At 65.5% G+C, this 24,682-nt stretch carries 27 protein-coding genes and 1 other RNA gene; 16 read left to right on the top strand and 12 right to left on the bottom strand.

What is annotated here, in order from left to right; translation table 11 throughout:
* Window positions 1-3: 3 nt before the first annotated feature.
* The 4 genes from APT59_RS20665 to APT59_RS20650 are packed head-to-tail and all read right to left on the bottom strand — an operon-like array spanning window position 4 to window position 2,820.
* Window positions 4-735 carry an amino acid ABC transporter ATP-binding protein gene (locus APT59_RS20665; protein WP_059316555.1) on the bottom strand — a complete coding sequence of 244 codons (732 nt, stop codon included), beginning with the start codon at window positions 733-735 and terminating at the stop codon, window positions 4-6.
* Entirely contained in the window at window positions 722-1,372 is a 651-nt protein-coding gene (locus tag APT59_RS20660) for an amino acid ABC transporter permease (RefSeq protein WP_174523177.1), read from the bottom strand. The genes APT59_RS20665 and APT59_RS20660 overlap by 14 nt, the downstream gene beginning before the upstream one ends.
* Complete coding sequence (locus APT59_RS20655; protein ID WP_059316553.1) at window positions 1,369-2,034, bottom strand: amino acid ABC transporter permease; 666 nt, start codon at window positions 2,032-2,034, stop codon at window positions 1,369-1,371. Before APT59_RS20655 ends, APT59_RS20660 begins: the two co-directional genes overlap by 4 nt.
* Before the next feature lie 3 nt (window positions 2,035-2,037).
* Window positions 2,038-2,820: a transporter substrate-binding domain-containing protein gene (locus APT59_RS20650; protein WP_059316552.1), complete on the bottom strand. Its 783-nt coding sequence runs from the start codon at window positions 2,818-2,820 to the stop codon at window positions 2,038-2,040.
* 267 nt (window positions 2,821-3,087) lie between these two features.
* Between APT59_RS20650 and APT59_RS20645 the strand changes: the two genes are divergently transcribed.
* The 5 genes from APT59_RS20645 to APT59_RS20625 all read left to right on the top strand — a co-directional run bounded on the left by APT59_RS20645 (window position 3,088) and on the right by APT59_RS20625 (window position 8,411).
* On the top strand, window positions 3,088-3,780 hold the full coding sequence (locus APT59_RS20645; RefSeq protein WP_059316551.1) for a FadR/GntR family transcriptional regulator: 693 nt from the start codon (window positions 3,088-3,090) through the stop codon (window positions 3,778-3,780).
* A 249-nt stretch (window positions 3,781-4,029) separates the two neighbouring features.
* Window positions 4,030-4,356, top strand: a complete 327-nt coding sequence (gene trxA, locus APT59_RS20640) for a thioredoxin TrxA (RefSeq protein ID WP_017639417.1) — start codon at window positions 4,030-4,032, stop codon at window positions 4,354-4,356.
* Between the two features lie 226 nt (window positions 4,357-4,582).
* Entirely contained in the window at window positions 4,583-5,845 is a 1,263-nt protein-coding gene (rho, locus tag APT59_RS20635; protein ID WP_059316550.1) for a transcription termination factor Rho, read from the top strand.
* Between the two features lie 119 nt (window positions 5,846-5,964).
* Entirely contained in the window at window positions 5,965-7,431 is a 1,467-nt protein-coding gene (ubiD, locus tag APT59_RS20630) for a 4-hydroxy-3-polyprenylbenzoate decarboxylase (RefSeq protein WP_017639419.1), read from the top strand.
* 11 nt (window positions 7,432-7,442) lie between these two features.
* The gene (locus APT59_RS20625) at window positions 7,443-8,411 is read left to right on the top strand and encodes a CDP-6-deoxy-delta-3,4-glucoseen reductase (protein WP_059316549.1); all 969 of its coding nucleotides are present in this window, start codon (window positions 7,443-7,445) and stop codon (window positions 8,409-8,411) included.
* A gap of 148 nt (window positions 8,412-8,559) precedes the next feature.
* Here the strand turns inward: APT59_RS20625 and glpT are convergent, their stop codons facing one another.
* Window positions 8,560-9,900 carry a glycerol-3-phosphate transporter gene (gene glpT / locus APT59_RS20620; protein WP_059316548.1) on the bottom strand — a complete coding sequence of 447 codons (1,341 nt, stop codon included), beginning with the start codon at window positions 9,898-9,900 and terminating at the stop codon, window positions 8,560-8,562.
* A gap of 193 nt (window positions 9,901-10,093) precedes the next feature.
* Here glpT and APT59_RS20615 point away from each other — a divergent pair, with 193 nt between their 5' ends.
* Both APT59_RS20615 and APT59_RS20610 read left to right on the top strand, forming a co-directional pair.
* The gene (locus APT59_RS20615; RefSeq protein ID WP_059316547.1) at window positions 10,094-11,119 is read left to right on the top strand and encodes a DUF5924 family protein; all 1,026 of its coding nucleotides are present in this window, start codon (window positions 10,094-10,096) and stop codon (window positions 11,117-11,119) included.
* 45 nt (window positions 11,120-11,164) lie between these two features.
* Complete coding sequence (locus APT59_RS20610; RefSeq protein WP_059316546.1) at window positions 11,165-11,572, top strand: flagellar basal body-associated protein FliL; 408 nt, start codon at window positions 11,165-11,167, stop codon at window positions 11,570-11,572.
* A 78-nt stretch (window positions 11,573-11,650) separates the two neighbouring features.
* On the opposite strand, the gene APT59_RS20605 is transcribed toward APT59_RS20610, so the two are convergent.
* A complete protein-coding gene (locus APT59_RS20605; RefSeq protein ID WP_059316545.1) occupies window positions 11,651-12,106 on the bottom strand; it encodes an EVE domain-containing protein in 456 nt (151 codons plus the stop codon).
* A gap of 182 nt (window positions 12,107-12,288) precedes the next feature.
* Between APT59_RS20605 and APT59_RS22600 the strand changes: the two genes are divergently transcribed.
* Window positions 12,289-12,456, top strand: a complete 168-nt coding sequence (locus APT59_RS22600) for a hypothetical protein (RefSeq protein ID WP_167348572.1) — start codon at window positions 12,289-12,291, stop codon at window positions 12,454-12,456.
* Here the strand turns inward: APT59_RS22600 and APT59_RS20600 are convergent.
* From APT59_RS20600 to APT59_RS20585, 4 genes are all read right to left on the bottom strand, one after another.
* Complete coding sequence (locus tag APT59_RS20600) at window positions 12,423-13,058, bottom strand: 5-formyltetrahydrofolate cyclo-ligase (RefSeq protein ID WP_059316544.1); 636 nt, start codon at window positions 13,056-13,058, stop codon at window positions 12,423-12,425. The two genes, APT59_RS22600 and APT59_RS20600, sit on opposite strands and share 34 nt — an antisense overlap.
* A gap of 9 nt (window positions 13,059-13,067) precedes the next feature.
* Window positions 13,068-13,245: non-coding RNA, 6S RNA (gene ssrS / locus APT59_RS20595), on the bottom strand.
* A gap of 57 nt (window positions 13,246-13,302) precedes the next feature.
* Window positions 13,303-13,611, bottom strand: coding sequence for a cell division protein ZapA (locus tag APT59_RS20590; protein WP_017639427.1), 309 nt, complete (start codon window positions 13,609-13,611; stop codon window positions 13,303-13,305).
* Window positions 13,608-13,838, bottom strand: a complete 231-nt coding sequence (locus APT59_RS20585; protein ID WP_007161334.1) for a TIGR02449 family protein — start codon at window positions 13,836-13,838, stop codon at window positions 13,608-13,610. Before APT59_RS20585 ends, APT59_RS20590 begins: the two co-directional genes overlap by 4 nt.
* A 98-nt stretch (window positions 13,839-13,936) precedes the next feature.
* On the opposite strand from APT59_RS20585, the gene APT59_RS20580 reads away from it, so the two are divergent.
* Genes APT59_RS20580 through APT59_RS20565 form a run of 4 tightly spaced genes read left to right on the top strand, consistent with a single transcriptional unit; the run spans window position 13,937 to window position 18,264 of the window.
* Window positions 13,937-14,491: a UPF0149 family protein gene (locus tag APT59_RS20580; RefSeq protein WP_059316543.1), complete on the top strand. Its 555-nt coding sequence runs from the start codon at window positions 13,937-13,939 to the stop codon at window positions 14,489-14,491.
* Window positions 14,492-14,497: 6 nt separating this feature from the next.
* Window positions 14,498-15,847: a Xaa-Pro aminopeptidase gene (pepP, locus tag APT59_RS20575; protein ID WP_059316542.1), complete on the top strand. Its 1,350-nt coding sequence runs from the start codon at window positions 14,498-14,500 to the stop codon at window positions 15,845-15,847.
* Window positions 15,834-17,015, top strand: a complete 1,182-nt coding sequence (gene ubiH / locus APT59_RS20570) for a 2-octaprenyl-6-methoxyphenyl hydroxylase (protein WP_059316541.1) — start codon at window positions 15,834-15,836, stop codon at window positions 17,013-17,015. Before pepP ends, ubiH begins: the two co-directional genes overlap by 14 nt.
* 19 nt (window positions 17,016-17,034) lie before the next feature.
* Window positions 17,035-18,264: a 2-octaprenyl-3-methyl-6-methoxy-1,4-benzoquinol hydroxylase gene (locus APT59_RS20565; protein ID WP_059316540.1), complete on the top strand. Its 1,230-nt coding sequence runs from the start codon at window positions 17,035-17,037 to the stop codon at window positions 18,262-18,264.
* A 32-nt stretch (window positions 18,265-18,296) separates the two neighbouring features.
* Here the strand turns inward: APT59_RS20565 and cysQ are convergent, their stop codons facing one another.
* Window positions 18,297-19,139: a 3'(2'),5'-bisphosphate nucleotidase CysQ gene (cysQ, locus tag APT59_RS20560; RefSeq protein WP_059316539.1), complete on the bottom strand. Its 843-nt coding sequence runs from the start codon at window positions 19,137-19,139 to the stop codon at window positions 18,297-18,299.
* Window positions 19,136-19,702: an ADP compounds hydrolase NudE gene (gene nudE, locus APT59_RS20555; protein WP_059316538.1), complete on the bottom strand. Its 567-nt coding sequence runs from the start codon at window positions 19,700-19,702 to the stop codon at window positions 19,136-19,138. The genes cysQ and nudE overlap by 4 nt, the downstream gene beginning before the upstream one ends.
* 63 nt (window positions 19,703-19,765) lie before the next feature.
* Here nudE and yrfG point away from each other — a divergent pair, with 63 nt between their 5' ends.
* The 4 genes from yrfG (at window position 19,766) to APT59_RS20535 (ending at window position 24,644) form a co-directional block, all read left to right on the top strand.
* A complete protein-coding gene (gene yrfG / locus APT59_RS20550; RefSeq protein ID WP_059316537.1) occupies window positions 19,766-20,425 on the top strand; it encodes a GMP/IMP nucleotidase in 660 nt (219 codons plus the stop codon).
* A 74-nt stretch (window positions 20,426-20,499) separates the two neighbouring features.
* Entirely contained in the window at window positions 20,500-21,393 is an 894-nt protein-coding gene (locus APT59_RS20545) for a LysR family transcriptional regulator (RefSeq protein WP_059316536.1), read from the top strand.
* Between the two features lie 94 nt (window positions 21,394-21,487).
* A complete protein-coding gene (gene fdhD / locus APT59_RS20540) occupies window positions 21,488-22,303 on the top strand; it encodes a formate dehydrogenase accessory sulfurtransferase FdhD (protein WP_059316535.1) in 816 nt (271 codons plus the stop codon).
* A gap of 16 nt (window positions 22,304-22,319) precedes the next feature.
* Complete coding sequence (locus APT59_RS20535; protein ID WP_059316534.1) at window positions 22,320-24,644, top strand: FdhF/YdeP family oxidoreductase; 2,325 nt, start codon at window positions 22,320-22,322, stop codon at window positions 24,642-24,644.
* Window positions 24,645-24,682 lie beyond the last annotated feature (38 nt).

Raw genomic sequence — 24,682 nt, 5'->3', positions numbered from 1 at the left:
GCCTCAGGAGGCCACCTGACCGATGAACTGGGCCAGTTCCGGTGTCTGCGGGCGGGCGAACAGCTCCTGGGGATGGCCGCTCTCGTGCACCTTGCCCTGGTGCATGAACACCAGCTTGTCGCCCACTTCGCGGGCGAATCTCATCTCGTGGGTGACCATGATCAAGGTCATGCCCTCGCGGGCCAGCTGTTTGACCACGGCAAGCACCTCGTTGACCAGCTCTGGATCCAGTGCCGAGGTGATCTCGTCGCACAGCAGCACCCGTGGCGACATGGCCAGGGCGCGGGCGATGGCCACCCGCTGCTGCTGGCCACCGGACAGCCGATCCGGATAGCTGTCGAATTTCTCCGCCAGGCCGACCCGGTCGAGCATCTGTCGGGCCAGGGCGCGGGCCTCGTCCTTGCTCGTCTTCTTGACCACCTGGGGCGCCAGCATCACGTTTTCGCCCACCGTGAGGTGCGGGAAGAGGTTGAACTGCTGGAAGACCATGCCGACCTTCTGCCGCAGTGAACGCAGGTTGACCCGCGCGGCGTCCAGGTACTCGCCGTCCACCTCGATGACGCCGTCGTTGATCGACTCCAGGCCGTTCAGGGTGCGCAGCAGGGTGCTCTTGCCCGAGCCGCTCTTGCCGATGATGGCCACCACCTGGCCTTCCTCGACGGTCAGGTCGATGCCCTTGAGCACATGATGATTGCCATAGTGTTTGTGCAGGGCGGTCACTCTAAGCAGCGGCATGCAGTCTCCTTTCCAGCCAGCGCGCGGCCAGCGACAGCGGGTAGCAGAGGATGAAATAGCCCAGGGCGGCGAGGCCGTAGACGGTGAAGGGCTGGTAGGTGGCATTGGCGAGCATGCCGCCGATCTTGGTCAGCTCGGTGAAGCCGATGATGGAGGTCACGGCGGTACCCTTGACCACCTGTACCGAGAAGCCCACGGTAGGTGCCACGGCGATGCGTAGGGCCTGGGGCAGGATCACATGACGCAACTGCTCGAAGCGGGTCAGGGCCAGGCTTTCCGACGCCTCCCACTGGCCGTCGGGAATGGCCTCGACGCAGCCGCGCCAGATTTCGGCGAGGTAGGCGCTGGTAAACAGGGTCAGGGCCACGCCGGCAGCCAGCCAGGCGGGAATCTCCAGCCCCAGCAGCGAGACGCCAAAGAACACCAGGAACAGCTGCATCAATAGCGGCGTGCCCTGGAACAGCTCGATGTGCAGGCGCGCCAGCGTGCGTGGCGCCCGCAGCGGCGACAGCCGTGCCCAGAGCACCAGCAGTCCGGCCAGGCCGCCGCCGGCAAAGGCCGCCAGCGACAGGATGAAGGTCCAGTACAGCCCGGTACCGAGGTTGCGGACGATATCCCAGAGGGTGAAATCCATCAGCGGCCTCCCTGGATGAAGCGCCGGCCGATCCAGTGCAGCAGCTGGCGCACGCCGATGGCCATGACCAGGTAGAGCAGGGTGGTCAGCAGATAGGTCTCGAAGGCGCGGAAGTTGCGCGACTGGATGAAGTTGGCGGCGAAAGTCAGTTCCTCGGTGGAGATCTGCGAGCAGACCGCCGAGCCCAGCATCACGATCACCACCTGGCTCGACAGGGCCGGCCAGACCTTGGCCAGCGCGGGCCGCAGGATCACGTGGCGAAAGGTCTCGGCGCGGGTCATGGCCAGGGCCGCGGCGGCTTCCAGCTGGCCCTTGGGTACCGCCTGGATGCCGGCGCGAATGATTTCCGTGGAATAGGCGCCCAGGTTGATCACCATGGCCAGCACCGCCGCCTGCCATTCGCTGATGTGCACCCCCAGCGAAGGCAGGCCGAAGAAGATGAAGAACAGCTGGATCAGAAAGGGCGTATTGCGGATCAGCTCGACATAGACGCCGAACACCCGGTCGAAGGGCGTGAGCCGCCAGGCGCGGCAGACCGCGCCAAGAATGCCCAGGGCAATGCCCAGCACCGCGCCGATGGCGGTCAGCTCCAGCGTGAAAAGGGCGCCCTTGAGCAGCAGATCGCTCTGCTGCAGTACCGGCTGGAAGTCGAACTGGTAGGCCATGCCTTACATGTCCTTGGGTAGCGGCTGGCCCAGCCACTTCTCGGCCTGGCGATCCAGGCTGCCGTCGGCGCGGGCGGCGTCGAGGATGCCGTCCAGCTTGGCCTTGAGCGCCGGTTCGTGCTTGGCCAGGCCGATGTAGTTGGGCGAATTCTTCAGGGTGATCTTCATCTCCGGTGCGCGGTCGGGCTTCTTGTTGGCGATGGACGCCATCACCGAGCTGCCACTGGCGATGAATTCGGTCTGGCCGGCGAGATAGGCGGCGATGGTGGCGTTGTTGTCCTCGAAGCGCTTGATCACCGCGTCCTTGGGCGCCACCTTGCTCAGCTCCATGTCCTCGATGCCGCCGCGGGTCACGGCGACGGTCTTGCCGGCCAGCTCCTCGGGCGTGCTCAGGGTGCTGCCCTTGGCGCCGAACACGCCGAGAAAGAAGGGCGCATAGGGCTTGGTGAAGTCGATGACCTGTTCGCGCTCGGGATTCTTGCCCAGGCTGGAGATGACCATGTCCACCTTGCCGGTGGTCAGGAAGGGAATGCGGTTGGTGCTGGTGACCGGGGTCAGGGCCAGCTTGACCCCGAGCTTGTCGGCGATCAGCTGGGCGGTGTCGATGTCCAGGCCGCGGGGCTTGAGATCCGGGCCCACGGTACCGAAAGGTGGAAAGTCCTGGGGTACGGCGATGCGCACCGTGCCGCGCTGCTGGATATCGGCCAGCTGATCGGCCTGGGCGGGAGCGTGCAGGGCGGTCAGGCCCAAGGCGAACAGGGAGAGGGCGGTCCAGCGCTTGAGCATGACGAGACTCCGGAAGCAGGATGGGATGGCTCTGCCCAGTGCATTTCATGTGCCAGCACCCTGCCGGGCTGCCGCAGAGGCCACTACGCTTGGCGATTGGTCTTACTGGTCTGAACAGTTGGCCGGCGGCTAAGCAGACCTCTGCTTTTAGCGTGAGCCGCTTTGGTGCGCGCTTGTCGTGCCGTGCTCCGCCTTGGGGCCAGGCTTGAACTGGCGGGAAAATCGGCATAAAAGGCGAACTTCCGGACTGACTGGCCTGACCACTCCATGCCCCTCGCAGCCACCCGCGCCGTCCCCCACTATGCCGTCGACGCCATTCGCCAGCTGATCGAGACCGAAGGCTATGCACCCGGCGCGGCGCTGCCGGCGCAACGCGAGCTGGCCGAGCGGCTGGGCGTGAGTCGCGCGTCCCTGCGCGAGGCGCTGTCCACCCTCAGCGCCTTGGGACTGGTCAGCGTCCAGCCTGGACGTGGGGTCTATGTGCAGGAAGCGACGCACGCGGACGGGCCTTGGCCCTTCACCGGCGAGGTCACCCCGGCCCACGTCTTCCAGTTGCGCTTCGCGCTGGAGGGTTTTGCCGCGGGACTGGCCGCCATGACCCTGAGTCCCGCCGATCTGGATCGGCTGGAGGTCAATCTCGGTGCCCTGCACCGGGCACTACGGGCTAACGAGCTGGAAGAGGCAGCGGCGCTGGACTTCGACTTCCATCGCCAGTTGCTGCTGGCCGCGGACAATCCGGCCATGCTGGCAGTGATCACCACCAGCCCCGAGCGCTTTCACGAAAGTCAGAAGCTGCCCTTCGTCCGGCCCGAGCGGGCCCTGGAAACCTGGCAGGAACATCGGCGCATTCTCCGGGCCCTGACCCGGCGCTCGCCAGCGGCTGCGCAGAAGGCCATGCGCGAACATATCCGCAATGCGGCGTTGCGCAGTGGAACCCCCTTCCCGGTGCCTGCTGTCTAAAACGCTGTCCACGATCGGCTGCATGTCGGCAAGCGATGGCGAAAAGGCCTTAGGAATGCGCTTTTACCCCGCGTAGACTCCACTTTCCGAGGCCTTGCCGCCCTGGTTGTCGCCGGCTCGCCAGATCGTGAGCTGCCTTTGCCATCAATGCCCGTCATAGTCACCATCAATGTTCGAATGCTTTCGAAGTGACGGCAGCAGGGCTATCATGGCCATACTTCAAGTCGCACCCGAATTCGGAGAGAGTCAATGAGCGAATACATCACCAACGTCAGCGACGCCAGCTTCGAGCAGGACGTGCTGAAGTCCGACAGCCCCGTGCTGGTCGACTACTGGGCCGAATGGTGCGGTCCCTGCAAGATGATTGCCCCGGTCCTGGACGAGATCGCCAAGGACTACCAAGGCAAGCTCAAGGTCTGCAAACTGAACATCGACGAAAACCAGGACACCCCGCCCAAGTACGGCGTGCGTGGCATCCCGACCCTGATGCTGTTCAAGAACGGCGCGGTCGAGGCCACCAAGGTCGGCGCTCTGTCCAAATCGCAACTGGCTGCCTTCCTCGACGCCAACGTCTGAGGAATCTGGTCGAAAGCCCCGCCATGCGGGGCTTTTTTATGCCTGGACGGCTGGACGTGTACCCATGCAGGTGCTAGATTCCAGACACGACCCCATCAGTGGGCCGTCTTCTCATCTGCTGTAGCCGTCAGTTCTCCTCTTCAGAACGCATCCCGCGAAACTACTCTCGCATCCGGCCGCTCAGCTCGAATCCCTCCCTCGCCTCTTCTCACGTCAACATACGTCTATGAATCTGACCGAACTCAAGCAAAAGCCCATCACAGAACTGTTGGAAATGGCGGATGCCGCGGGCTTGGAAAACATGGCCCGGTCCCGCAAGCAGGACATCATCTTTGCGCTGCTCAAGAAGCACGCCAAAGGCGGCGACGAGATTTCCGGAGATGGGGTGCTGGAGATATTGCAGGACGGCTTCGGCTTCCTGCGTAGCGCCGACTCCTCCTATCTGGCCGGCCCCGACGACATCTATGTCTCCCCCAGCCAGATCCGCCGCTTCAACCTGCGTACCGGCGATACCATCATCGGCAAGATCCGTCCGCCGAAAGAGGGCGAGCGCTACTTCGCGCTGCTCAAGGTCGATACCATCAACTTCGACCGTCCGGAAAACGCCAAGAACAAGGTGCTGTTCGAAAACCTGACGCCCCTGTTCCCCACCAAGCGCCTGACCATGGAAGCCGGCAACGGCTCCACCGAAGACCTCACCGGTCGGGTCATCGACCTCTGTGCCCCCATCGGCAAGGGTCAGCGCGGCCTGATCGTCGCACCGCCCAAGGCGGGCAAGACCATCATGCTGCAGAACATCGCGGCCAACATCACCCGCAACAATCCCGAGTGCTACCTCATCGTGCTGCTCATCGACGAGCGTCCCGAGGAAGTGACCGAGATGCAGCGCACCGTGCGCGGTGAAGTGGTGGCCTCCACCTTCGACGAGCCGCCGACCCGCCACGTGCAGGTCGCCGACATGGTGATCGAGAAGGCCAAGCGCCTGGTCGAGCACAAGAAGGACGTGGTCATCCTGCTGGACTCCATCACCCGTCTGGCCCGTGCCTTCAACACCGTGATCCCCAGCTCCGGCAAGGTGCTCACCGGTGGTGTCGACGCCCATGCCCTGGAGAAGCCCAAGCGCTTCTTCGGTGCCGCGCGGAACATCGAAGAAGGCGGCAGCCTGACCATCATCGCTACCGCGCTGGTGGAAACCGGGTCGAAGATGGATGAGGTGATCTACGAGGAATTCAAGGGCACCGGCAACATGGAACTGCCCCTGGAGCGTCGTATCGCCGAGAAGCGGGTCTTCCCGGCCATCAACATCAACAAGTCCGGCACCCGCCGCGAAGAGCTGCTCACCGACGAGGAAGAGCTGTCGCGCATGTGGATCCTGCGCAAGATCCTGCATCCGATGGATGAGATCGCCGGCATCGAATTCCTCCTCGACAAGTTGCGTCAGACCAAGACCAACAACGAGTTCTTCGATTCGATGAAGCGCAGCAAGTAAGGCGCCGTCGCATGCAAAGGCCGGGGAAATCCCGGCCTTTCGCGTTTCTGGGCCAATGCTTTCTCGATGCGCGACTCAGGCGGTAGACTGCCAGACTTTCCCCAGCACCAAGAGGCCGCATGCAATACCGAGATCTGCGTGACTTCATCCGCAGCCTGGAGCAGCGTGGTGAACTGAAGCGCGTGACCGCCCCGGTCTCGCCGATCCTCGAGATGACCGAAATCTGCGACCGCACCTTGCGCAAGCAGGGCCCGGCGCTGCTGTTCGAGAATCCCGTGGGCTTTTCCATGCCCGTGCTGGGCAACCTTTTCGGTACGCCCCAGCGCGTGGCGCTGGGCATGGGCGCCGAGGACGTCGGTGCCCTGCGCGAGATCGGCAAGCTGCTGGCCTTCCTCAAGGAGCCCGAGCCGCCCAAGGGCCTGAAGGATGCCTGGTCGAAGCTGCCGATCTACAAGAAGGTCATCAGCATGGCGCCCAAGGTCCTCAAGGATGCGCCCTGCCAGGAGGTGATCGAAGAAGGCGAGGCGGTCGATCTGGGCAAGCTGCCGATCCAGCACTGCTGGCCGGGCGACGTGGCGCCGTTGATCACCTGGGGCCTGACCGTCACCCGCGGGCCCAACAAGGAGCGCCAGAACCTCGGTATCTATCGCCAGCAGGTCATCGGCCGCAACAAGCTGATCATGCGCTGGCTGAGCCACCGTGGCGGTGCCCTGGATTTCCGCGAGTGGTGCCAGAAGCATCCCGGCCAGCCCTATCCGGTGGCCGTGGCCCTGGGCGCGGATCCGGCCACCATCCTCGGTGCGGTCACGCCGGTGCCGGATACCCTGTCCGAATACGCCTTCGCTGGCCTTCTGCGCGGCAGTCGCAGCGAGCTGATCAAGTGCGTGGGCAACGACCTGCAGGTGCCGGCCAGCGCCGAAATCGTGCTGGAAGGGGTCATCCATCCGGGTGAGACGGCGCCGGAAGGCCCCTATGGCGACCATACCGGCTACTACAACGAGGTCGATACCTTCCCGGTCTTTACCGTGGAGCGCATCACTCGCCGGCGCGACCCCATCTATCACAGCACCTACACCGGACGGCCGCCGGACGAGCCGGCCATCCTCGGCGTGGCGCTCAACGAAGTCTTCGTGCCCATCCTGCAAAAGCAGTTTCCGGAAATCGTCGACTTCTACCTGCCGCCGGAAGGCTGCTCCTACCGCATGGCGGTGGTGACCATCAAGAAGCAGTACCCGGGCCATGCCAAGCGGGTGATGCTGGGCGTCTGGTCGTTCCTGCGGCAGTTCATGTACACCAAGTTCGTGATCGTCACCGACGACGATATCAATGCGCGTGACTGGAACGATGTCATCTGGGCCGTCACCACGCGCATGGATCCCAAGCGCGACACCGTGATGATCGACAACACCCCCATCGACTACCTGGACTTCGCCTCGCCGATCTCCGGCCTGGGCTCGAAGATGGGCCTGGACGCCACTCACAAGTGGCCGGGTGAAACCACCCGCGAATGGGGCCGGGCGATCGTCAAGGACGAAGCGGTGGTCAAACGGGTGGACGAGATGTGGTCCAGTCTCGGGATCGATTAACGGAGACGACGATGAAGGTCACCCTGCAGCCCTCGGGTGCGGTATTGGAAACCCAGCCCGGCGAAGCCATCCTGGCCGCCGCGCAGCGCCTCGGCTACAGCGGGCCGCACAGCTGCCGCAATGGCAATTGCCAGCTCTGCGCCGCGCTGCTGGTGGAGGGTCAGGTCATCCAGCACGGGCAGACCGCCGATCATGGCGAAGTCTATGTCTGCGTGGCCGTGCCCCTGACCGATTGCCTGCTGCAATGGGACGGGGTGCTGGCGCCAGGCGAGTTGCCGGTACGCAAGCTGGCCTGCCAGGTCGTCGCGCTCGATGATGTCGGCGGTGATGTGCGCCGCGTGCGATTGCGTGCGCCGGCCGGGCGGCCACCGCGTTATCACGCCGGCCAGTATCTGATGGTCCAGCGGGATGACGGCAAGCAGTCGGCCTTCTCCCTGGCCTCCGCGCCACACCAAGGGCGCGAGCTGGAATTGCACGTGCTGGCCCGCGAGGCCAGCAGCCAGGCACTGCTGGCGCAATTCGAAACCAAGGGCATGGCCCAGGTCGAACTGCCCTATGGTGATGCCCACCTGGCCGAGCTGCCCGATGGCCCCCTGGTGCTGATCGCCGCCGGGACCGGCATGGCGCAGATGCACAGCCTCATCGAGGACGTTCGTACCCGTGGCTTCGCTCATCCGGTGCACCTCTACTGGGGTGTGCGGACACCGGAGGACTTCTATGCCATCGAGTCCTGGGACGCCTGGGCGGACCTGCCCAATCTCACCCTGAACCGAGTGGTGAGCGAGGCCTGCGGCTGGGAAGGGCGCTGCGGTCTGCTGCACGAGGTGGTACGCGCGGATTTCGTCGACCTGAGCGATCTGCATGTCTATGCCAGCGGCTCGCCAGCCATGGTCTACGCCACCCTGGATGCCCTGGTGGAAGCCGGCATGGACGCGCACCAGATGCGCGCCGACGTCTTCGCCTACGCGCCGCGGAGTTAGGCTCGCCGCGGCCATGGCAACCAGTGATGTGCCGCCGTAGGTTGGGTTGAGCGCAGCGAAGCCCAACAGCTCTTGCCGCTGCGCGCCGATCGCGTTGGGCTTCGACGATGGAGCCGTCTCAGCCCAACCTACGAGACCGCCGCTAGGCTCAGCGCGCGGACTTGGCCACCATGCCGGTGTGTCTCAGGGTCATCGCCAGGAAGACGATGGCCAGGACGCACGAGCCGATCAGCAGCATGAAGCCGCCATCCCAGCCGAAGTGGTCCACGGTGTAGCCCACCAGGGCGTTGGCTGCCACCGAGCCGCCCAGGTAGCCGAACAACCCGGTAAAGCCTGCGGCGGTGCCGGCAGCCTTCTTGGGCACCAGTTCCAGCGCCTGCAGGCCGATCAGCATCACCGGGCCGTAGATCAGGAAGCCGATAGACACCAGCGCTGCCAGATCGACACCGGGGTTGCCTTCCGGGTTGAGCCAATAGACCAGGGTGGCGACCAGTACGCCGAGCATGAACACCACGCCGGTCGCGCCACGGTTGCCGCGGAACAGCTTGTCCGACAGCCAGCCGCAGAGCAGGGTGCCGGGGATGCCGGCCCATTCGTAGAAGAAGTAGGCCCAGGAGGTCTTGTCCACCGAGAAGTGCTTGGCTTCCTTGAGGTAGGTGGGTGCCCAGTCCAGCACGCCATAGCGCAGCAGGTAGACGAAGACGTTGGCCAGGGCGATGTACCAGAGCAGGCGATTCTTCAGTACGTATTCGACGAAGATCTCCTTGGTGGAGAATTCGCGCTCATGGCCTTCGCTGTAGCCTTCGGGGAAATCCTGTTTCCAGTTTTCCACCGATGGCAGGCCGCAGGATTGCGGGGTATCGCGCATGGCGATGAAGGCGAACACGGCGACCGCCAGCGCCACCACGGCCGGGACATAGAAGGCCGCATGCCAGTCGTTGAACCAAGCCAGGCCGAGCAGGAACAGCGGCCCGATCAGACCGCCGCCCACGTTGTGGGCGACGTTCCACACCGAGACCACACCGCCGCGCTCCTTCTGCGACCACCAGTGCACCATGGTGCGACCGCTGGGCGGCCAGCCCATCCCCTGGAACCAGCCATTGAGAAACAGCAGGACGAACATGATGCTGACACTGGAGGTAGCCCAGGGCGCGAATCCGAACAGCAGCATCACCAGCGCCGACATGGCCAGCCCGAAGGGCAGGAAATAGCGGGGATTGGAGCGGTCCGAGACCAGACCCATGAGGAACTTGGACAGGCCATAGGCGATGGCCACCGCGGAGAGCGCCACGCCCAGTTCACCCCGACTGTAGCCTTGCTCCACCAGGTAGGGCATGGCCAGCGAGAAGTTCTTGCGCAGCAGGTAGTAGCCCGCGTAGCCGATAAAGATCCCGGCAAAGATCTGCCAGCGGAGGCGACGGTAGACGGGGTCGATACGATCGGCGGGCAGCGGCGCGCTATGGGCCGCGGGAGCGAAGATTCCAAGCATGGGAGCCTCGGTATTGTTATAAGTATTAATCGAAAGCGAACATTCCAGGTTCGTTTTCGAATATTACAATGATATTACAGCCTGAACAGGCTTTTCCGCTCTGCGGCAGCCAGGGCCGGGTTTGCCCCTTGATCTGTACGGGTTGCGCGCCTAGGGTGGCGCGTCCTGCCGTCGTCGTTTTTCGCGAGTCGCTATGCCTGCCTGGAAAGTCCTGTCTTCTCGTGCCCTTAACCTCGCCCTGGCGCTGTTCGAGCGCTATCCGCGACTGATCGCCCTGGCCGGCTTCATCTCGGGGATCTGCAGCTTCCTGCTGGTGGACCGGCAGAAAGGCTTCGCGCCCGTGATGGCGGTGATCATGCTGGCGAGCTGGGTCTGGCTGATGCTGGAAAACGTGCTCAGGGGCTGGGTCAGCCGGCGCTTCGGCTGGGAATTGCCGCCGCCGCTGTTGCGCTACGCCACCCAGCTGATCCACCAGGAGAGTCTGTTCTTCTGCCTGCCGTTCTTTGCCATCACCACGGCCTGGAACAGTGGCCAGGCGCTGTTCACCGGGCTGCTTGGCGCGGCCGCACTGGTTTCCATCATCGATCCGCTCTACTACAAGACCCTGGCGCCGCGGCGCTGGGTATTCCTCAGCTACCACACCCTGACGCTGTTCGCGGTATTGCTCACCGCCTTGCCGATCATCCTGCACCTGACCACCACCCAGAGCTACGAACTGGCGCTGGGCGTCGCCGTACTGCTGTCCTTTCCCAGTCTGGCAGTGGCCTTCCGGGTACGCCTGGGCTGGCGCTGGCTGGGCTTGCTGGGGCTGTGCCTGGCCATCGGCGCCTTCGGTTGGCTGGGGCGCGCCTGGGTGCCGCCGGCGACCCTGTGGCTGACCGACATGGGCATGAGCACCAACTTCGACAGCCTCAAGCGCCAGCCCGGCGATTCGGTGAAGACGCTGAGCAGTGCCCAGCTGCGCGCCCAGGGGCTCTATGCCTTTACCGCCATCAATGCGCCACGCGGCCTGAACGAACGTATCTATCACGTCTGGCGCCATGCCGGTCGGGAAGTGGATCGCATTCCCCTGGACATCAGCGGCGGTCGGGAGGCGGGCTATCGCGCCTGGACCCACAAGCAGAACTTTCCCGGCGACGTGACTGGCCGTTGGCAGGTGCAAGTGGTGACGGACGTCGGCCAGGTGATCGGAACCCTCAGGTTCGAGGTGACCCCTTGAGTCCTGCTGGCTATGCTGCAGGCACCCACCTCTAGAGGATTTGCCGTGAAAGTCTTCGCTGCCGTTTTGTTGTCCTTCTGCCTGGCCCTCAATGCCTGGGCGAATGAAGAGAAAAAGGAAGGGGAGGCCCCCAAGACCGAGTTCTACAACCTGACCCCGGCGCTGGTCGGTAACTACGGCAGCGGGCCCAAGCTCAAGTATTACAAGGCCGATATCGCGCTGATGGTGACCGGCAAGGAAGCCAAGGACCGGGTGGAGTTCCACGAGCCGCTGATCCGCAATCAGCTGGTGATGCTCTTCGCCCAGCAGACCGACGAGACCCTGGCCGGCGTGGAGGCGCGCGAGAAGCTGCGGCAGGAGGCCCTCAAGCAGGTACAGAGCGTGATCACCCAGGAGGAGGGCAAGCCCCTGGTGGAGGATCTGCTGTTCAACAACCTGATCATCCAGCCCTGAGAAGCTGCGCGTGACCTGCTAGGCGGTGTTGAAAATGTCGCCTTCGTTCCGGCCTCGTGAGCAGCCTCTGGCGCCGGTTCAGCCGCGGGCCGCGTTGACGATCGCCGCCCACTCCGTGGTGCTGACCGGCATCACCGAAAGCCGGTTGCCCTTGCGCAGCAGGGCGAAGTCGGCAAGCGCCGGCAGCGCGCGCAGGCGCGGCAGCGTCAATACCCGCGGAAAGGCTTCGACGAAGGCGACCTGGCGCGCCGTCCAGGGGTTGCTGTCGGCGCTGGCCTTGGGTGCATGGTAGGGGCTCTCTGGATCCAGGGCGGTGGGATCGTCGAAGGCCTCGCCCACGATTCGGCCGATGCCGGCGATGCCTGGCTCGGCGCAACTCGAATGATGAAAGAAGAACAGGTCGTCGTGCGCCATGGCACGCAGGAAATTGCGCGCCTGGTAATTGCGCACGCCATCCCAGCGCGCCTGGCCCAGGCGTTGCAGGTCGTTAAGTGAGAACTCATCGGGCTCGGATTTCAACAGCCAGCAGGCCACGGTTCGTCTCCTGACGAATGGAGGCTCGGGAGCTTCCAGGAAGGGGTCTGGTCGATTGCAAGGGGCGACCGCTTGTCGCAGAATGCCGCGCATTCCGGATGTAGTCTGACCGTACGCGCTGAGCATAACAGGGCGACGTCCTGTCCTGCCCAAAGGTGCCAGCAAGGGGGTGGCCCAGCTCGATGAAACGCAAACCTGATCTGTTATGGGTGCTGGTCCTGATCTTCACCCTGGGCGTGGTCACCACCGGGTACACCCAGAGTTTCTGGGAACAGCGCCAAAGCCAGCAGCAGTACGCCCGCTATGCCGGCGACGTTCAGTCGACGCGGGGCGTCTCGCCCGCGCGCTGACCGTACCAGCCACCATCGCTCACCACGGCCGCCATGGGCACGTCCCAGGCCGCCAGGGTCAATCGCTCCACCTTCTGACATTCATGGGCACAGCCGATCAGCTGCGGGCTGTGCCACTGCCGTCGCCGCGCCAGATAGGCCAGGTTGCGGTCATAGAAGCCCTTGCCCATGCCCAGGCGTCCGCCCTGGGGATCGAAGCCCACCAGCGGCATCAGGATCAGGTCCAGCGCCCAGGTCGGTCGACCAAGACGCCGATCAGGGCGTGGCTCGGCGATGCCGAAGCGATTGCGCACCCAAGACTCGCCGCGGCCGACTCGTTGAAAGATCATCGCCGTGCGCGGCCAGCGGGAGAGTACCGGGAGGTAGGTGGCCTTGCCGCGGCGCTGGGCTTCTTCGAGCAACGGGCGCGGATCGATCTCGCCATCGCTGGGCAGGTAGAACGCGATATGGCGGGCGCGACGAAACAGCGGATGCTGGGCAAGCTGGCGATACAGTTCGCGGGCGGCCTGGCGTTGCTGGATGGGCGTGAGGGCGCGACGTCGCTGGCGCAGTAGCTTGCGCAGCGCGGGCCGACTGAGGTCGGAAGAGGGCGGGATGGACATGAAAGAAATGAGCTCTCCGGAATGCCGCTGCCGGTGTAGCCCTTGAACCCTTGGTTCAAGGTGGGAGAAGTCGTAGACCTTTAGGCTTTCCGCCGTAGCGGACATGCACACCAGTCTTACGAGCAACCCCCGGGGTGTTGCTTATCGGCTCGGGGACATGACCGACTGGCGCACACACCAGAGAGTGATCTCCAGTATACGCCCCTGAGCCGGGATGCAAACCCCCGCCTATCTCGGTCGGCTGTCAGGCAGTGGTGTCGTGTTCGGTGATCAGGGCGCGGTCGACGCGATCCAGCAGGTCGCGAACCCGTTCGCGGGTGCTGCTCACTTCCAGGCTGACATCATCCTGGCGATGCAGCAGTTCGTGGGTGATGTTGAGGGCGGCCATCACGGCCACGCGGTCGGCGCCGATGACCTTCCCGCTGGCGCGGATCTCGCGCATCTTGCCGTCCAGGTAACGGGCGGTGCTCTCCAGGTTGGCACGCTCGTCAGCGGGACAGCTGATGCGATATTCCTTTTCCATTATCTGGACGGTCACGGTCTCGATGCTCATGAGTCCTGCTCCAAGGCTTTCAGGCGTAAAATCATCGCTTCGACCTTCGATCTGGCCAATTCGTTCTTTTCGATCAACTCGGCGCGCTCCTGGCGCCAGTTGCGCTCGCCTTGGCGCAGTTGTCGATTCTGCCGCTGCAATTCCTCAAGACGCAGGAGCAGGCGCTCCACACGGTCACCGAGGGCTTCCAGATCGGCGTCGAGGGGCGTGTCGCGAGACTCGCGCATGAGGGCTACAGCTCCAGAAGGGTGCAACGAGATTGGCCGCCGGCGGGGTCAGCGCGTAGGATAAGGCTTCATTCTAGCCAGCGCCTCACCTCGACGCCATGTCCAGCTCAGCATCCGCCTACGCCGCCTTCTCCACCCTGCTCGCCGAGGCCGCTTTGCCGGTCTCGCCCGCCGAACTCCACGGTCACCTGCTCGGGCGGGTCTGCGGGGGCGCGGGCTTCGACGAGAACGACTGGCTGGCCGCCGCCAGCGAGCTGCTCGGTGGCGCGCCGGGCGAGCGTTTGCAGGCGGCGCTCTCGGGGCTGCTGGGCATGGTGCAGCAGGAATTCGCCGGCCAGCAGGTGGCCCTGGTGCTGATGCTGCCACCGGACGAATTCCCCCTTGCCGAGCGCACCGCCGCCCTCGGTCAGTGGTGTCAGGGCTTTCTGGCCGGCTTCGGCCTGTCCGGGCGTACGGGCGAGGTCTCCGGCGAGGCGCGCGAGGTACTCGAAGACCTGGCAGCCATCGCGCAGATTCAGGAACCCGCCGAGGAAGGCGAAGAGGGTGAGAACGACTTCATGGAAGTCACCGAATACCTGCGCGTGGCCCCGCTGCTGCTCTATGGCGAATACGGCCGCGGCCCCATCCCCGAACCCGCACCCCTGGTGCACTGAGCGGCCATGCCGCGGATCCACAAGGCCGAATTCGCCCGTCGCCGCCGCGCCCTGATGGCCGAGATCGGCCACGGCGGCATCGCCCTGTTGCCTGCTGCGCCGGTGTGCCTGCGCAACCGTGACATCGAGCAGCCCTATCGCCAGGACAGCGACTTCCAGTACCTCACCGGTTTTCCCGAGCCGGAAGCCCTGGCCGTGCTGATTCCCGGCCGTGCCCATGGTGAATACCTGCTGTTCTGCCGCGAGCGGGACGCGGAAATGGAGCGCTGGGAGGGACGGCGCGCGGGTCAGGAAGGGGCGCTGGCCGACTATGGCGCGGACGACGCCTTTCCCATCGGCGATCTGGACGACATCCTGCCCGGCCTGCTCGAAGGCCGCGAGCGGGTCTACTACGCCATGGGTGCCCATCCGGAATTCGAGCGCCAATTGCTCAACTGGATCGAACTGATCCGCGCCAAGGCCGACCAGGGCGCCTCGCCGCCACGGGAGCTGCTGGCGCTGGATACCCTGCTGCACGACAGCCGGCTGTACAAGTCAGCCGCCGAGGTGCGTCTGCTCAAGGCCGCGGCCGAGCTGACCTGCGCCGCTCACCTGCGTGCCATGCAGGCCTGCCGGCCGGGGCTGCGCGAGTATCACCTGGAGGCGGAGCTGGACTATTGCTTTCGCCAGGGTGGTGCCCGACTGGCGGCCTATGGCTCCATCGTCGCGGCGGGGGCCAACGCCTGCGTGATGCATTACCAGGCCAACGATGCGCCACTGCGCGACGGTGACCTGGTGCTGATCGATGCCGGCTGCGAGCTGGAGTGCTATGCCAGCGACGTGACCCGTACCTTTCCGGTCAGTGGTCGCTTCTCGCCGGAGCAGCGGCAGCTGTACGACATCGTGCTGGCGGCCAACCAGGCCGCCATTGCTTGCGTGGCGCCTGGGCGGCACTGGAACGAACCCCATGAGGCCACGGTCAGGGTGATCACCGAGGGCCTGTTGAAACTGGGTCTGCTCCAGGGCGCCCTGGACGACCTGATCGAGGCAGGCGCCTGTCGCGAGTTCTACATGCACCGCGCCGGTCACTGGCTAGGGCTGGATGTCCATGACGTGGGCGAATACCGCATCGGCGACCAGTGGCGGATGCTGGAGCCCGGCATGGTGCTGACCGTGGAACCCGGACTCTATATCCCGCCGGACGCCGAGGTGCCGCGCAAATGGCGCGGCCTGGGCATCCGCATCGAAGACGAAGTACTGGTGACGCGCAGTGGCTGCGAGGTGCTGACCGCCGGCCTGCCCAAGGCGGCCGCGGAGATCGAAGGCTTGATGGCAGCCGCGAGCGGCTGCCGGGAGAACGCTCATGCAACGTCCTGATATCGCCATCATCGGCGGCGGCCTGGTCGGCGCCAGCCTGGCCCTGGCCCTGCAGGCCGGCGCCAAGGCGCGCGGCTGGCGCATCCTGCTGGTGGAGCCTTTCGCCCCTGGCGACAACTATCAGCCCAGCTACGACGCCCGCTCCTCGGCGTTGTCCTACGGCTCGCGGCTGATCTACCAGCGCCTGGGCGTGTGGGACGCCCTGGCCGACCATGCCGAGGCGATCCGGGAGATCCAGGTGTCGGATCAGGGCCGCTTCGGCGTGACCCAGCTGCTTGCCCAAAACGAGAATCTGCCGGCGCTGGGCTATGTGGTGGAAAACGCCTGGATCGGCCAGGTGCTCTGGCAGGCACTGGATCGCGAGGTGGTGGACTGGCGCTGCCCGGCCGAGGTGCGCAGCCTCACCGCCATGGCCGACGGCTATCGCCTGGAACTGGATGACGGCGCGACCCTGGAATGTGGTCTCGCGGTGCTGGCCGACGGCGGGCGCTCGGCACTACGTGAGTCCCTCGGTATCGAGGTGCGCCGCACCCTCTACGAGCAGACCGCGCTGATCGCCAACGTCTCGACCAATCTGGGCCATGGCGGCCGCGCCTTCGAGCGCTTCACGCCCCATGGCCCCCTGGCGCTGTTGCCCCTGCTGGGCAAGCGCAGTGCCCTGGTCTGGACCCAGCCGGACAGCGAAGCGCTGCGCCTGCAACGGGCACCGGACGCGGTCTTTCTCGACGAATTGCAGCAGGCGGTGGGCTATCGCCTGGGCAGCTTCACCCAGGTCGGCACCCGCCATGCCTATCCGCTGACCCTGCTGGAAGCCAGCGAGCAGGTCCGCCCGCATCTGGTGGTCCTGGGCAATGCCGCCCACAGCCTGCACCCCATCGCCGGCCAGGGCTTCAACCTGTCCCTGCGCGATGTCGACAGTCTGGCCGAGTGCCTGCTGGAGAGCGCTGCGGCGCCCGGTGACTTCGCCACCTTGCAGGAGTACCTGCAGCGTCAGCGCCTGGACCAGCAGCTGACCATCGGCTTTTCCGATCGCATCACCCGGCTGTTTTCCAACAGCCGGCCCTGGCTCAGTGCCGGACGCAACCTGGGCCTGGTCGGCCTGGAGCTGTGCCCTCCGGCCAAAAGCGCCTTCGCCCGCCAGGCCATGGGCCTGGGTACCCGTCCCTGACCTGCGAGGAGAAACGAGCATGCTGACCCATGCGGATCTGGTGATCGTCGGTGCCGGCATGGTCGGCAGCGCCCTGGCCCTGGCCCTGGCCGACAGCGGCCTGTCGGTGGTGCTGCTCGACCGCGGCCCGCTCACACCCGGCGCGACCGAGGGCGACCTGCCCTTCGAGCCCCGGGTCAGTGCCCTGTCGCTGGCCAGCCAGCGCATCCTGCAGCGCCTGGGTGCCTGGGATGGCATCCTCGCGCGCCGCGTCAGTCCCTACCAGGCGATGCATGTCTGGGATGGCTCCGGCACCGGCGCCGTGCATTTCGATGCCGCCAGCGTGCACGCCGAAGTGCTGGGCCATATCGTCGAAAATCGCGTGGTGCAGGACGCTCTGCTCGAACGCCTGGCCGAGGCCAACGTCCTGCTCCTACCGGAGGCGCGCCTGGAATTGCTGCGTCGCTCCGGCGACCAGTGGCTGGTGCAGCTGGCCGGCGATCGCCAGATTCGCGCCCCGCTGGTGGTGGCCGCCGATGGCGCCACCTCTGCCGTGCGCCGCCTGGCCGGTCTGGAAACCCGCGAGTGGGATTACCTGCACCATGCCATCGTCACCAGCGTACGCTGCGCCGAATCGCACCAGCGCACCGCCTGGCAGAGGTTCACCGACGACGGGCCGCTGGCCTTCCTACCGCTGGATCGCGGCGGCGACACGAATTGGTGCTCCATTGTCTGGTCCTGCACGCCCAAGCAGGGCGAGCGGCTGATGGCCCTGGACGACGCGGCCTTCTGCCAGGCCCTGGGCGAGGCTTTCGAGCATCGCCTGGGCAAGGTGGAGTGCAGCGACACGCGGCTGTGCATCCCGCTGCGCCAGCGCCATGCCAAGCGCTACGTGGAGCCTGGCCTGGCGCTGATCGGCGATGCCGCCCATGTTATCCATCCGCTGGCCGGGCAGGGCGTCAACCTGGGCTTTCTCGACGCCGCGGTGCTGGCCGAGGAGCTGCGCCATGCCCAGGCCCGCGGTGAATCTATCGCCGAACAGCGGGTGCTGGAACGCTACGAGCGCCGCCGCATACCGCACAACCTGGCGATGATGGCGGCGATGGAAGGTTTCCAGCGGCTGTTCCAGGACGATCGTCTACCGCTGCGCTGGCTGCGCAACGCCGCACTCAAGCAGGTCGATCGCCACTTCGAGGCCAAGGCGCTGTTCGTGCGCCGCGCCCTCGGGCTGTCGGGCGATGTGCCGGAGCTGGCGCGGGTAGTCGCCTAAGGTTTTCCAAGGTCGCCGAGCGCAGGCACCTTTCAGGCCTCGCTCAGCGTTCCGGCCAGCTCCAGTACCTGGGCGCGCCATTCGGCGTCGCGGGGCAGGGCGAGGAAGTGCGGGTTGAGGAAGGATTCGCGCATCTCGTAGCCGAGGGGTTGGCCGTCCAGGGTCAGGACCTCGCCGCCGGCGCCTTCCAGCACGCCCTGGGCAGCGGCGGTGTCCCACTGGGAAGTGGGGGCTAGGCGCGGATAGAAGTCGGCCAGGCCCTCGGCCAGCAGGCAGAACTTCAACGAACTGCCGACGCTCACCAACTTGGGTTCGCCGAGGGTATTGCCCAACTCGTCCAGCAGCCGTTGCTGGGCCGGACTGCCGTGACGGCGGCTGGCGACCACGGTGAAGGCGTCTTCCGGCTGGTTGCGCACGCCGATCTCGACGCCGTCTTCACCCTGGATGCGCCAGGCGCCTAGTTCACGGCCGCCGCTGAAGCAGACATCCCGCGTGGGTATCCCGACCACGCCGAAGATCACCTGGCCACGCTCGACCAGGGCTACGTTGACGGTGAATTCCTCGCTGCCATCGATGAATTCCTTGGTGCCGTCCAGGGGATCGACTACCCACCAGACGTCCCAGGCGCTGCGTGCCGCGAAGGGAATGTCGCAGGCCTCTTCCGACAGCACCGGGACGTCCGGGGTCAGGCGGGCCAGGCCCTCGGCCAGCACCCGGTGGGCGGCGAGGTCGGCGGCGGTCACCGGCGAATCATCGCTCTTCTGCCGCACCGCCACGTTCTGGCGCCAATGGGGCAGGATCGCTGCGCCAGCCTGGCGCACCAGGTCGATGACGTTGAGCACCAGGGGGGCGGTAATGGAAACGGGCGCCATCATGCCGGCAGTTCTCCGCGTTGGGTGAGCAGGTCGCGCACCAGATAGAGGGCGGCCAGGGCACGGCCTTCGGAAAAGCGCGGATTCTGCACCAGCTGCGACAGCTCGCGCAGGTCGACGCTGCTGACCTCCAGGGGCTCGGGCTCGTCACCGGGCAGGCGCTCGGGGTAGAGGTCGCGAGCCAGCACGACATGGATACGCTGGCTCATGTAGCCGGGGCTCAGTGACAGGGCGGTGAGGTATTCCAGCTGGTGCGCCCCGAAACCGGCTTCTTCCTTGAGTTCGCGATTGGCGGCGTCGAGGATTTCTTCGCCCGGTTCAACCAGGCCCTTGGGCAGCGACAGCTCGTAGTCTTCCACGCCGCCGCAGTATTCCTCGATAAGCAGGGCGCGCGTGGCATCCTGCAGGGCGACCACCATCACCGCGCCATGGCCGGTGCCCTTGTTGGCCAGGCGTTCGTAGGTGCGCTCCTCGCCGTTGGCGAAGCGCAACTGCATCTCCTCGACGGTGAACAGACGGCTCTTGGCCACGATCTGTCGGGCGAGAACAGTGGGTTTCTGGCGCATGGACGGCTCCTGGGCTGGGCGGACGGGTATGATAACCCGCTTGTTACATTATCCGGAGTCACCATGACCCCTCTCGACTGGAGCCGTATCGACACCGTGTTGTTGGACATGGACGGCACTCTGCTCGACCTGCACTTCGACAATCATTTCTGGCTGGAGTACCTGCCGCAGCGCTATGCCGAGCGCCATGGCCAGTCCCTGGCGCTGGCCAAGGCCGAGCTGGAGCCGCTGTTTTTCAGCCATCAGGGCAAGCTGACCTGGTACTGCCTGGACTTCTGGAGCGCCGAGCTGGGCTTTTCCATGCGCGAGCTCAAGGAGGAGATCGCTCACCTGATCGCCCTGCGCCCGGACGCCGACACCTTTCTTGGCGCCCTGCAGCGCGCCGGCAAGCGGGTGGCGCTGATCACCAACGCCCACCGCGATTCCCTGTCGCTGAAGCTGGAGCGCATCGACCTGGCGCCCTATTTCGACCGGCTGATCAGCTCCCACGACTACGGCTTCCCCAAGGAAGAACAGCAGTTCTGGCACGCCCTGCAGGCCGACTTCGCCTTCGATCCGGCACGCACCCTGTTCATCGACGACAACCTGCCGGTCCTGCGCAGCGCCCGTGACTATGGGATAGCCCACCTGCTGGCGATCCACGAGCCGGACAGCCGCCGCGGGCCCAAGGACAGCGAGGAGTTCGAGGCGGTGCGGGATTATCGGGAGCTGCTGCCAGCCTGAACAGAAGACCCTCACCCCAGCCCTCTCCCAGGGGGAGAGGAGACCAAGCAGGGCAGAGCGCCTGGAGGTAACCCGTGGACATCAAGCAACTGCGCTTTCTTATCGCCCTGGACGAGACGCGCCATTTCGGCCAGGCGGCGGCGCGTTGCCATGTGACCCAGCCGACCCTGTCCATGCGCTTGCGTGGCCTGGAGGAGGAGCTGGGTGTGGAGCTGGTGCGCCGCGGCCAGCGCTTCGAGGGCTTCACCGAGGCCGGTCAGCGCATCCTGGCCTGGGCACGTACCCTAATGGCCGCCCACGACGGTCTCTATGCCGAGGCCCAGGCCTTCCAGGGGCAATTGGTAGGTACCCTGAGGGTCGGCCTGGTGCCCCTGGCCAGCTTCGATCCCATGCCGCTGCTGCAGCACCTGCGCCAGCTGCACCCCAAGCTGCACTTCCAGCTGCAGGTGCTGAGCACCGAGCGCATTCTCGAGGCGGTGGCCAGCAATCGGCTGGAGCTGGGCATCTCCTACCTGGAGCATCTGGATCCGGCCCGCTTCGACAGCCTGACCCTGACCGAGACACGCATGGGGCTGCTCTATGACGAGCGCCATTTCACCTTCGACCAGGCCGCGCTGGACTGGCAGGCGGTGGCCGGGCTGCCGCTGGGCCTGCTGACCGGCGCCATGCATTTCCGTCAATCGGTGGACCACGGCTTTCGCAGCCTGGGGCTGACGCCGCAGCCGGTGCTGGAGACCGATGCCGTCTATCTGCTGTTGCAGGCCGTCAATGCCGGTCTGTGCTGCGCCGTGGTGCCCCTGGCCGGTGGCTTCGATCGTCTTACGCCCCATGCCCGGCTGATTCCCATCGACACGGCGCGCACCCTGGCGCCGCTGGGTTTGCTCATCCGGCGCACCGAACCCCGGTTGGCGGTGGCCGATGCCTGTTTCCAGGCCGTCAAGGCGCTTTATGCCGAGAGTGATAGATAGCGCTTATCAAGGCATTGGGGATAGCGATTAGACGCCCTGGGATATGCTGGTTAATCTTTGATCTGTGTCAAACCGCCGCAGGTCGTTTTTACCCATGTCCCAGGACTCGCCCGTTCCCGTCGCCTCGCTGCCCGCTGGCTATCTTTTCGCCGAGCTGGAGCAGCCTGCCGTGCGTGGCGAACAGCTCTTGGCCGAGGAGGTGGCGCTGGCCATCGCCTACAACGGCATCAGCCATGCGGTGATGATGGCGACGCCGGCCGACGTGGAAGACTACGTGGTCGGTTTCAGCCTCAGCGCGGGCATCGTCGATGCCATCGATGACATCTATGGCATCCAGGTGCGCCGGGTCGGTGAAGCCCTCAATGTCGACGTCGAGATCAGCAGCCGTACCTTCTGGGCGCTCAAGCAACAACGTCGGCAGCTGGCCGGTACCAGCGGTTGCGGCCTGTGCGGGGTTGAGGCACTGGAGCAGGCGCTGCCGCAGCTGGATCGCCTGCGCAAGGTGCCGCTGCCACCGGCCGCCCACTTGCACGACCTGCGCCAACGTATCGACGCCGCCCAGGATATCGGTCAGCGCAGCGGGGCGGTGCATGCCGCGCTGTTCGTCGACGGTCAGGGCGAACTGACCCTGTGCCGCGAAGACATTGGCCGTCACAACGCCCTGGACAAGCTCATCGGGGCCCTGCTGCGCCAGCGCCAGCCGGTACGCGAGGGCTGCGTGGTGGTCACCAGCCGCTGCAGTCTCGAACTCATCCACAAGGCGGTACGCGCCGGGCTCGCCACCCTCATCACCCTGTCGGCACCCACCGGGCTCGCCGTGGAATGGGCGCGTCGCCATCGCCTCAATCTGATCCACCTGCCGCATCGGTCGCCACCGCGGGTCTATGCCCCGGCGCCCGTTGCCCCTTGATCCCACGGGAATCGCCATGAACAAACCTCAGCAGTCCTTCAAACCCTATCAAGGCCCCGCCGCCGGCTGGGGCGCCCTGAAGAGCGTGGTGCACTTCTGGCTCGACAGCGGCAACGCCTTCAAGAATCTGCGTACGCTGCTTAAGACCAACCAGGACCACGGCTTCGACTGCCCGGGCTGTGCCTGGGGCGAGGCGCCGGAAAACGGCCTGGTGAAGTTCTGCGAGAACGGCGCCAAGGCGGTCAACTGGGAAGCCACCAAGCGCCGTGTCGATGCGGCCTTCTTTGCCCGCCACAGCGTGACCTCGCTGCAGGAGCAGAGCGACTACTGGCTCGAATACCAGGGCCGGCTGACCGAGCCGCTGCGCTATGACGCGGCCACCGATCGCTATGTGCCCATCGCCTGGGACGCGGCCTTCGCGCTCATCGCCAAGGAGCTCAAGGCCCTGGCTAGTCCCGACGAAGCCGAGTTCTACACCTCGGGTCGTGCCAGCAACGAGGCGGCCTTCCTCTACCAGCTGTTCGTGCGCGCCTATGGCACCAACAACTTCCCCGACTGCTCGAACATGTGCCACGAGGCCAGTGGCGTCGGCCTGGGTCGCAGTATCGGCGTCGGCAAGGGCACCGTGACCTATCACGACCTGGACGAGGCCGATGCCATCTTCGTCATCGGCCAGAACCCGGGCACCAACCACCCGCGCATGATCGAGACCCTGCGCAACGCGGTGAAGCGCGGTGCCCAGGTGGTCTGCTTCAACCCGCTCAAGGAGCGTGGCCTGGAGCGCTTCCAGCATCCGCAGAATCCGCTGGAGATGCTCACCAACGACTCGCGGCCGACCAACACCGCCTATTTCCGTCCGGCTCTGGGTGGTGACATGGCCGCACTGCGCGGCATCGCCAAGTATCTCCTGCAGTGGGAGCGCGAGGCCGCTGCCAAGGGCGCCAAGCGTATCTTCGATCATGAGTTCATCGCCGCCCATACCCTGGGCATGGACGACTACCTGGCTCAGGTCGATGCCACCTCCTGGGAGCTGATCGAGCGCCAGTCGGGGCTGTCGCTGCACGAGATCGAGCAGGCCGCGCGCATGTATGCCCGCGCCGAGAAGGTCATCATCTGCTGGGCCATGGGCATCACCCAGCACCGCCATTCGGTGGCCACGGTGCAGGAGATCGCCAACCTGCAGTTGCTCTGCGGCCAGATCGGCAAGCCTGGCGCCGGTCTCTGCCCGGTGCGCGGCCACAGCAACGTCCAGGGCGACCGCACCATGGGCATCGACGAGAAGGCCCCGGCCTGGCTCAGCGATGCCCTGGCCAAGCGCTTCGCCTTCGAACCGCCGCGCAATCGCGGTCACAACACCGTGGAGGCCATCGCCGCCATGGAGCAGGGCCAGGCCAAGGTGTTCATCGCCCTGGGCGGCAACTTCGCTCAGGCCACCCCGGACACTCCACGCACCCACAAGGCGCTGCGCAAGTGCCGGCTGACCGTGCACATCGCCACCAAGCTCAACCGCAGCCACCTGGTGACCGGCCAGCAGGCGCTGATCCTGCCCTGCCTGGGTCGCACCGAGATGGACGTGCAGAAGGGCGGCAAGCAGGCCATCACCGTGGAAGACAGCTTCAGCATGGTGCATGCATCCGCCGGCATCCTGCGGCCGCTGTCGTCGCAGATGAAGTCCGAGCCGGCCATCGTCGCCGGTCTGGCCAAGGCCGTGCTGGGCAACCATCCGGTGGACTGGGACTGGCTGATCGAGGACTACGACCGCATCCGCGACCTGATCGCCGACGTCATCCCCGGCTTCCAGGACTTCAATGCTCGCCTGGCCGCCCCCGGTGGTTTCTACCTGGGTAACAAGGCCGGGCGCCGGGAGTGGAACACTGCCACTGGCAAGGCTAATTTCGCCGCCAATGCACTGCTCCATGACCTGCTGCCGGACGCGGTCCGCCGCCAGGGCGTGAAGCCGGATCTGATCCTGCAGACCATGAGATCCCACGACCAGTACAACACCACCATCTACAGCCTGGATGACCGCTATCGCGGCGTGAAGGGCCAGCGCGACGTGGTCTTCGTCAACCAGGCTGATCTGGATCGCCTGGGCGTGACGGCTGGCGAGAAGGTGGATCTGGTCGCCCTGTGGGACGACGGCATCGAACGCCGGGTCCGCGGCTTCACCGCGCTGCCGTTCGACATCCCAGTTGGCCAGGCCGCCGGCTACTATCCAGAGACCAACCCGCTGGTGCCCCTGGAAAGCTATGGCGAGGGCAGCTTCACGCCCACTTCCAAGTTCGTCGCCATCAAGGTCGAGAAGGCCAGCGCCGGCAACCGCATCGCCTCGGTCGCCTGACCGGGGTAGGCTGTCCTATGGGAAAGTCTGTACAAAGT

The organism is Pseudomonas oryzihabitans, assembly GCF_001518815.1.
GTDB lineage: Bacteria > Pseudomonadota > Gammaproteobacteria > Pseudomonadales > Pseudomonadaceae > Chryseomonas > Chryseomonas oryzihabitans_E.
The sequence above is the reverse complement of the archived record's forward strand: the minus strand, read 5'-3'. Positions and strand labels throughout refer to the sequence as shown.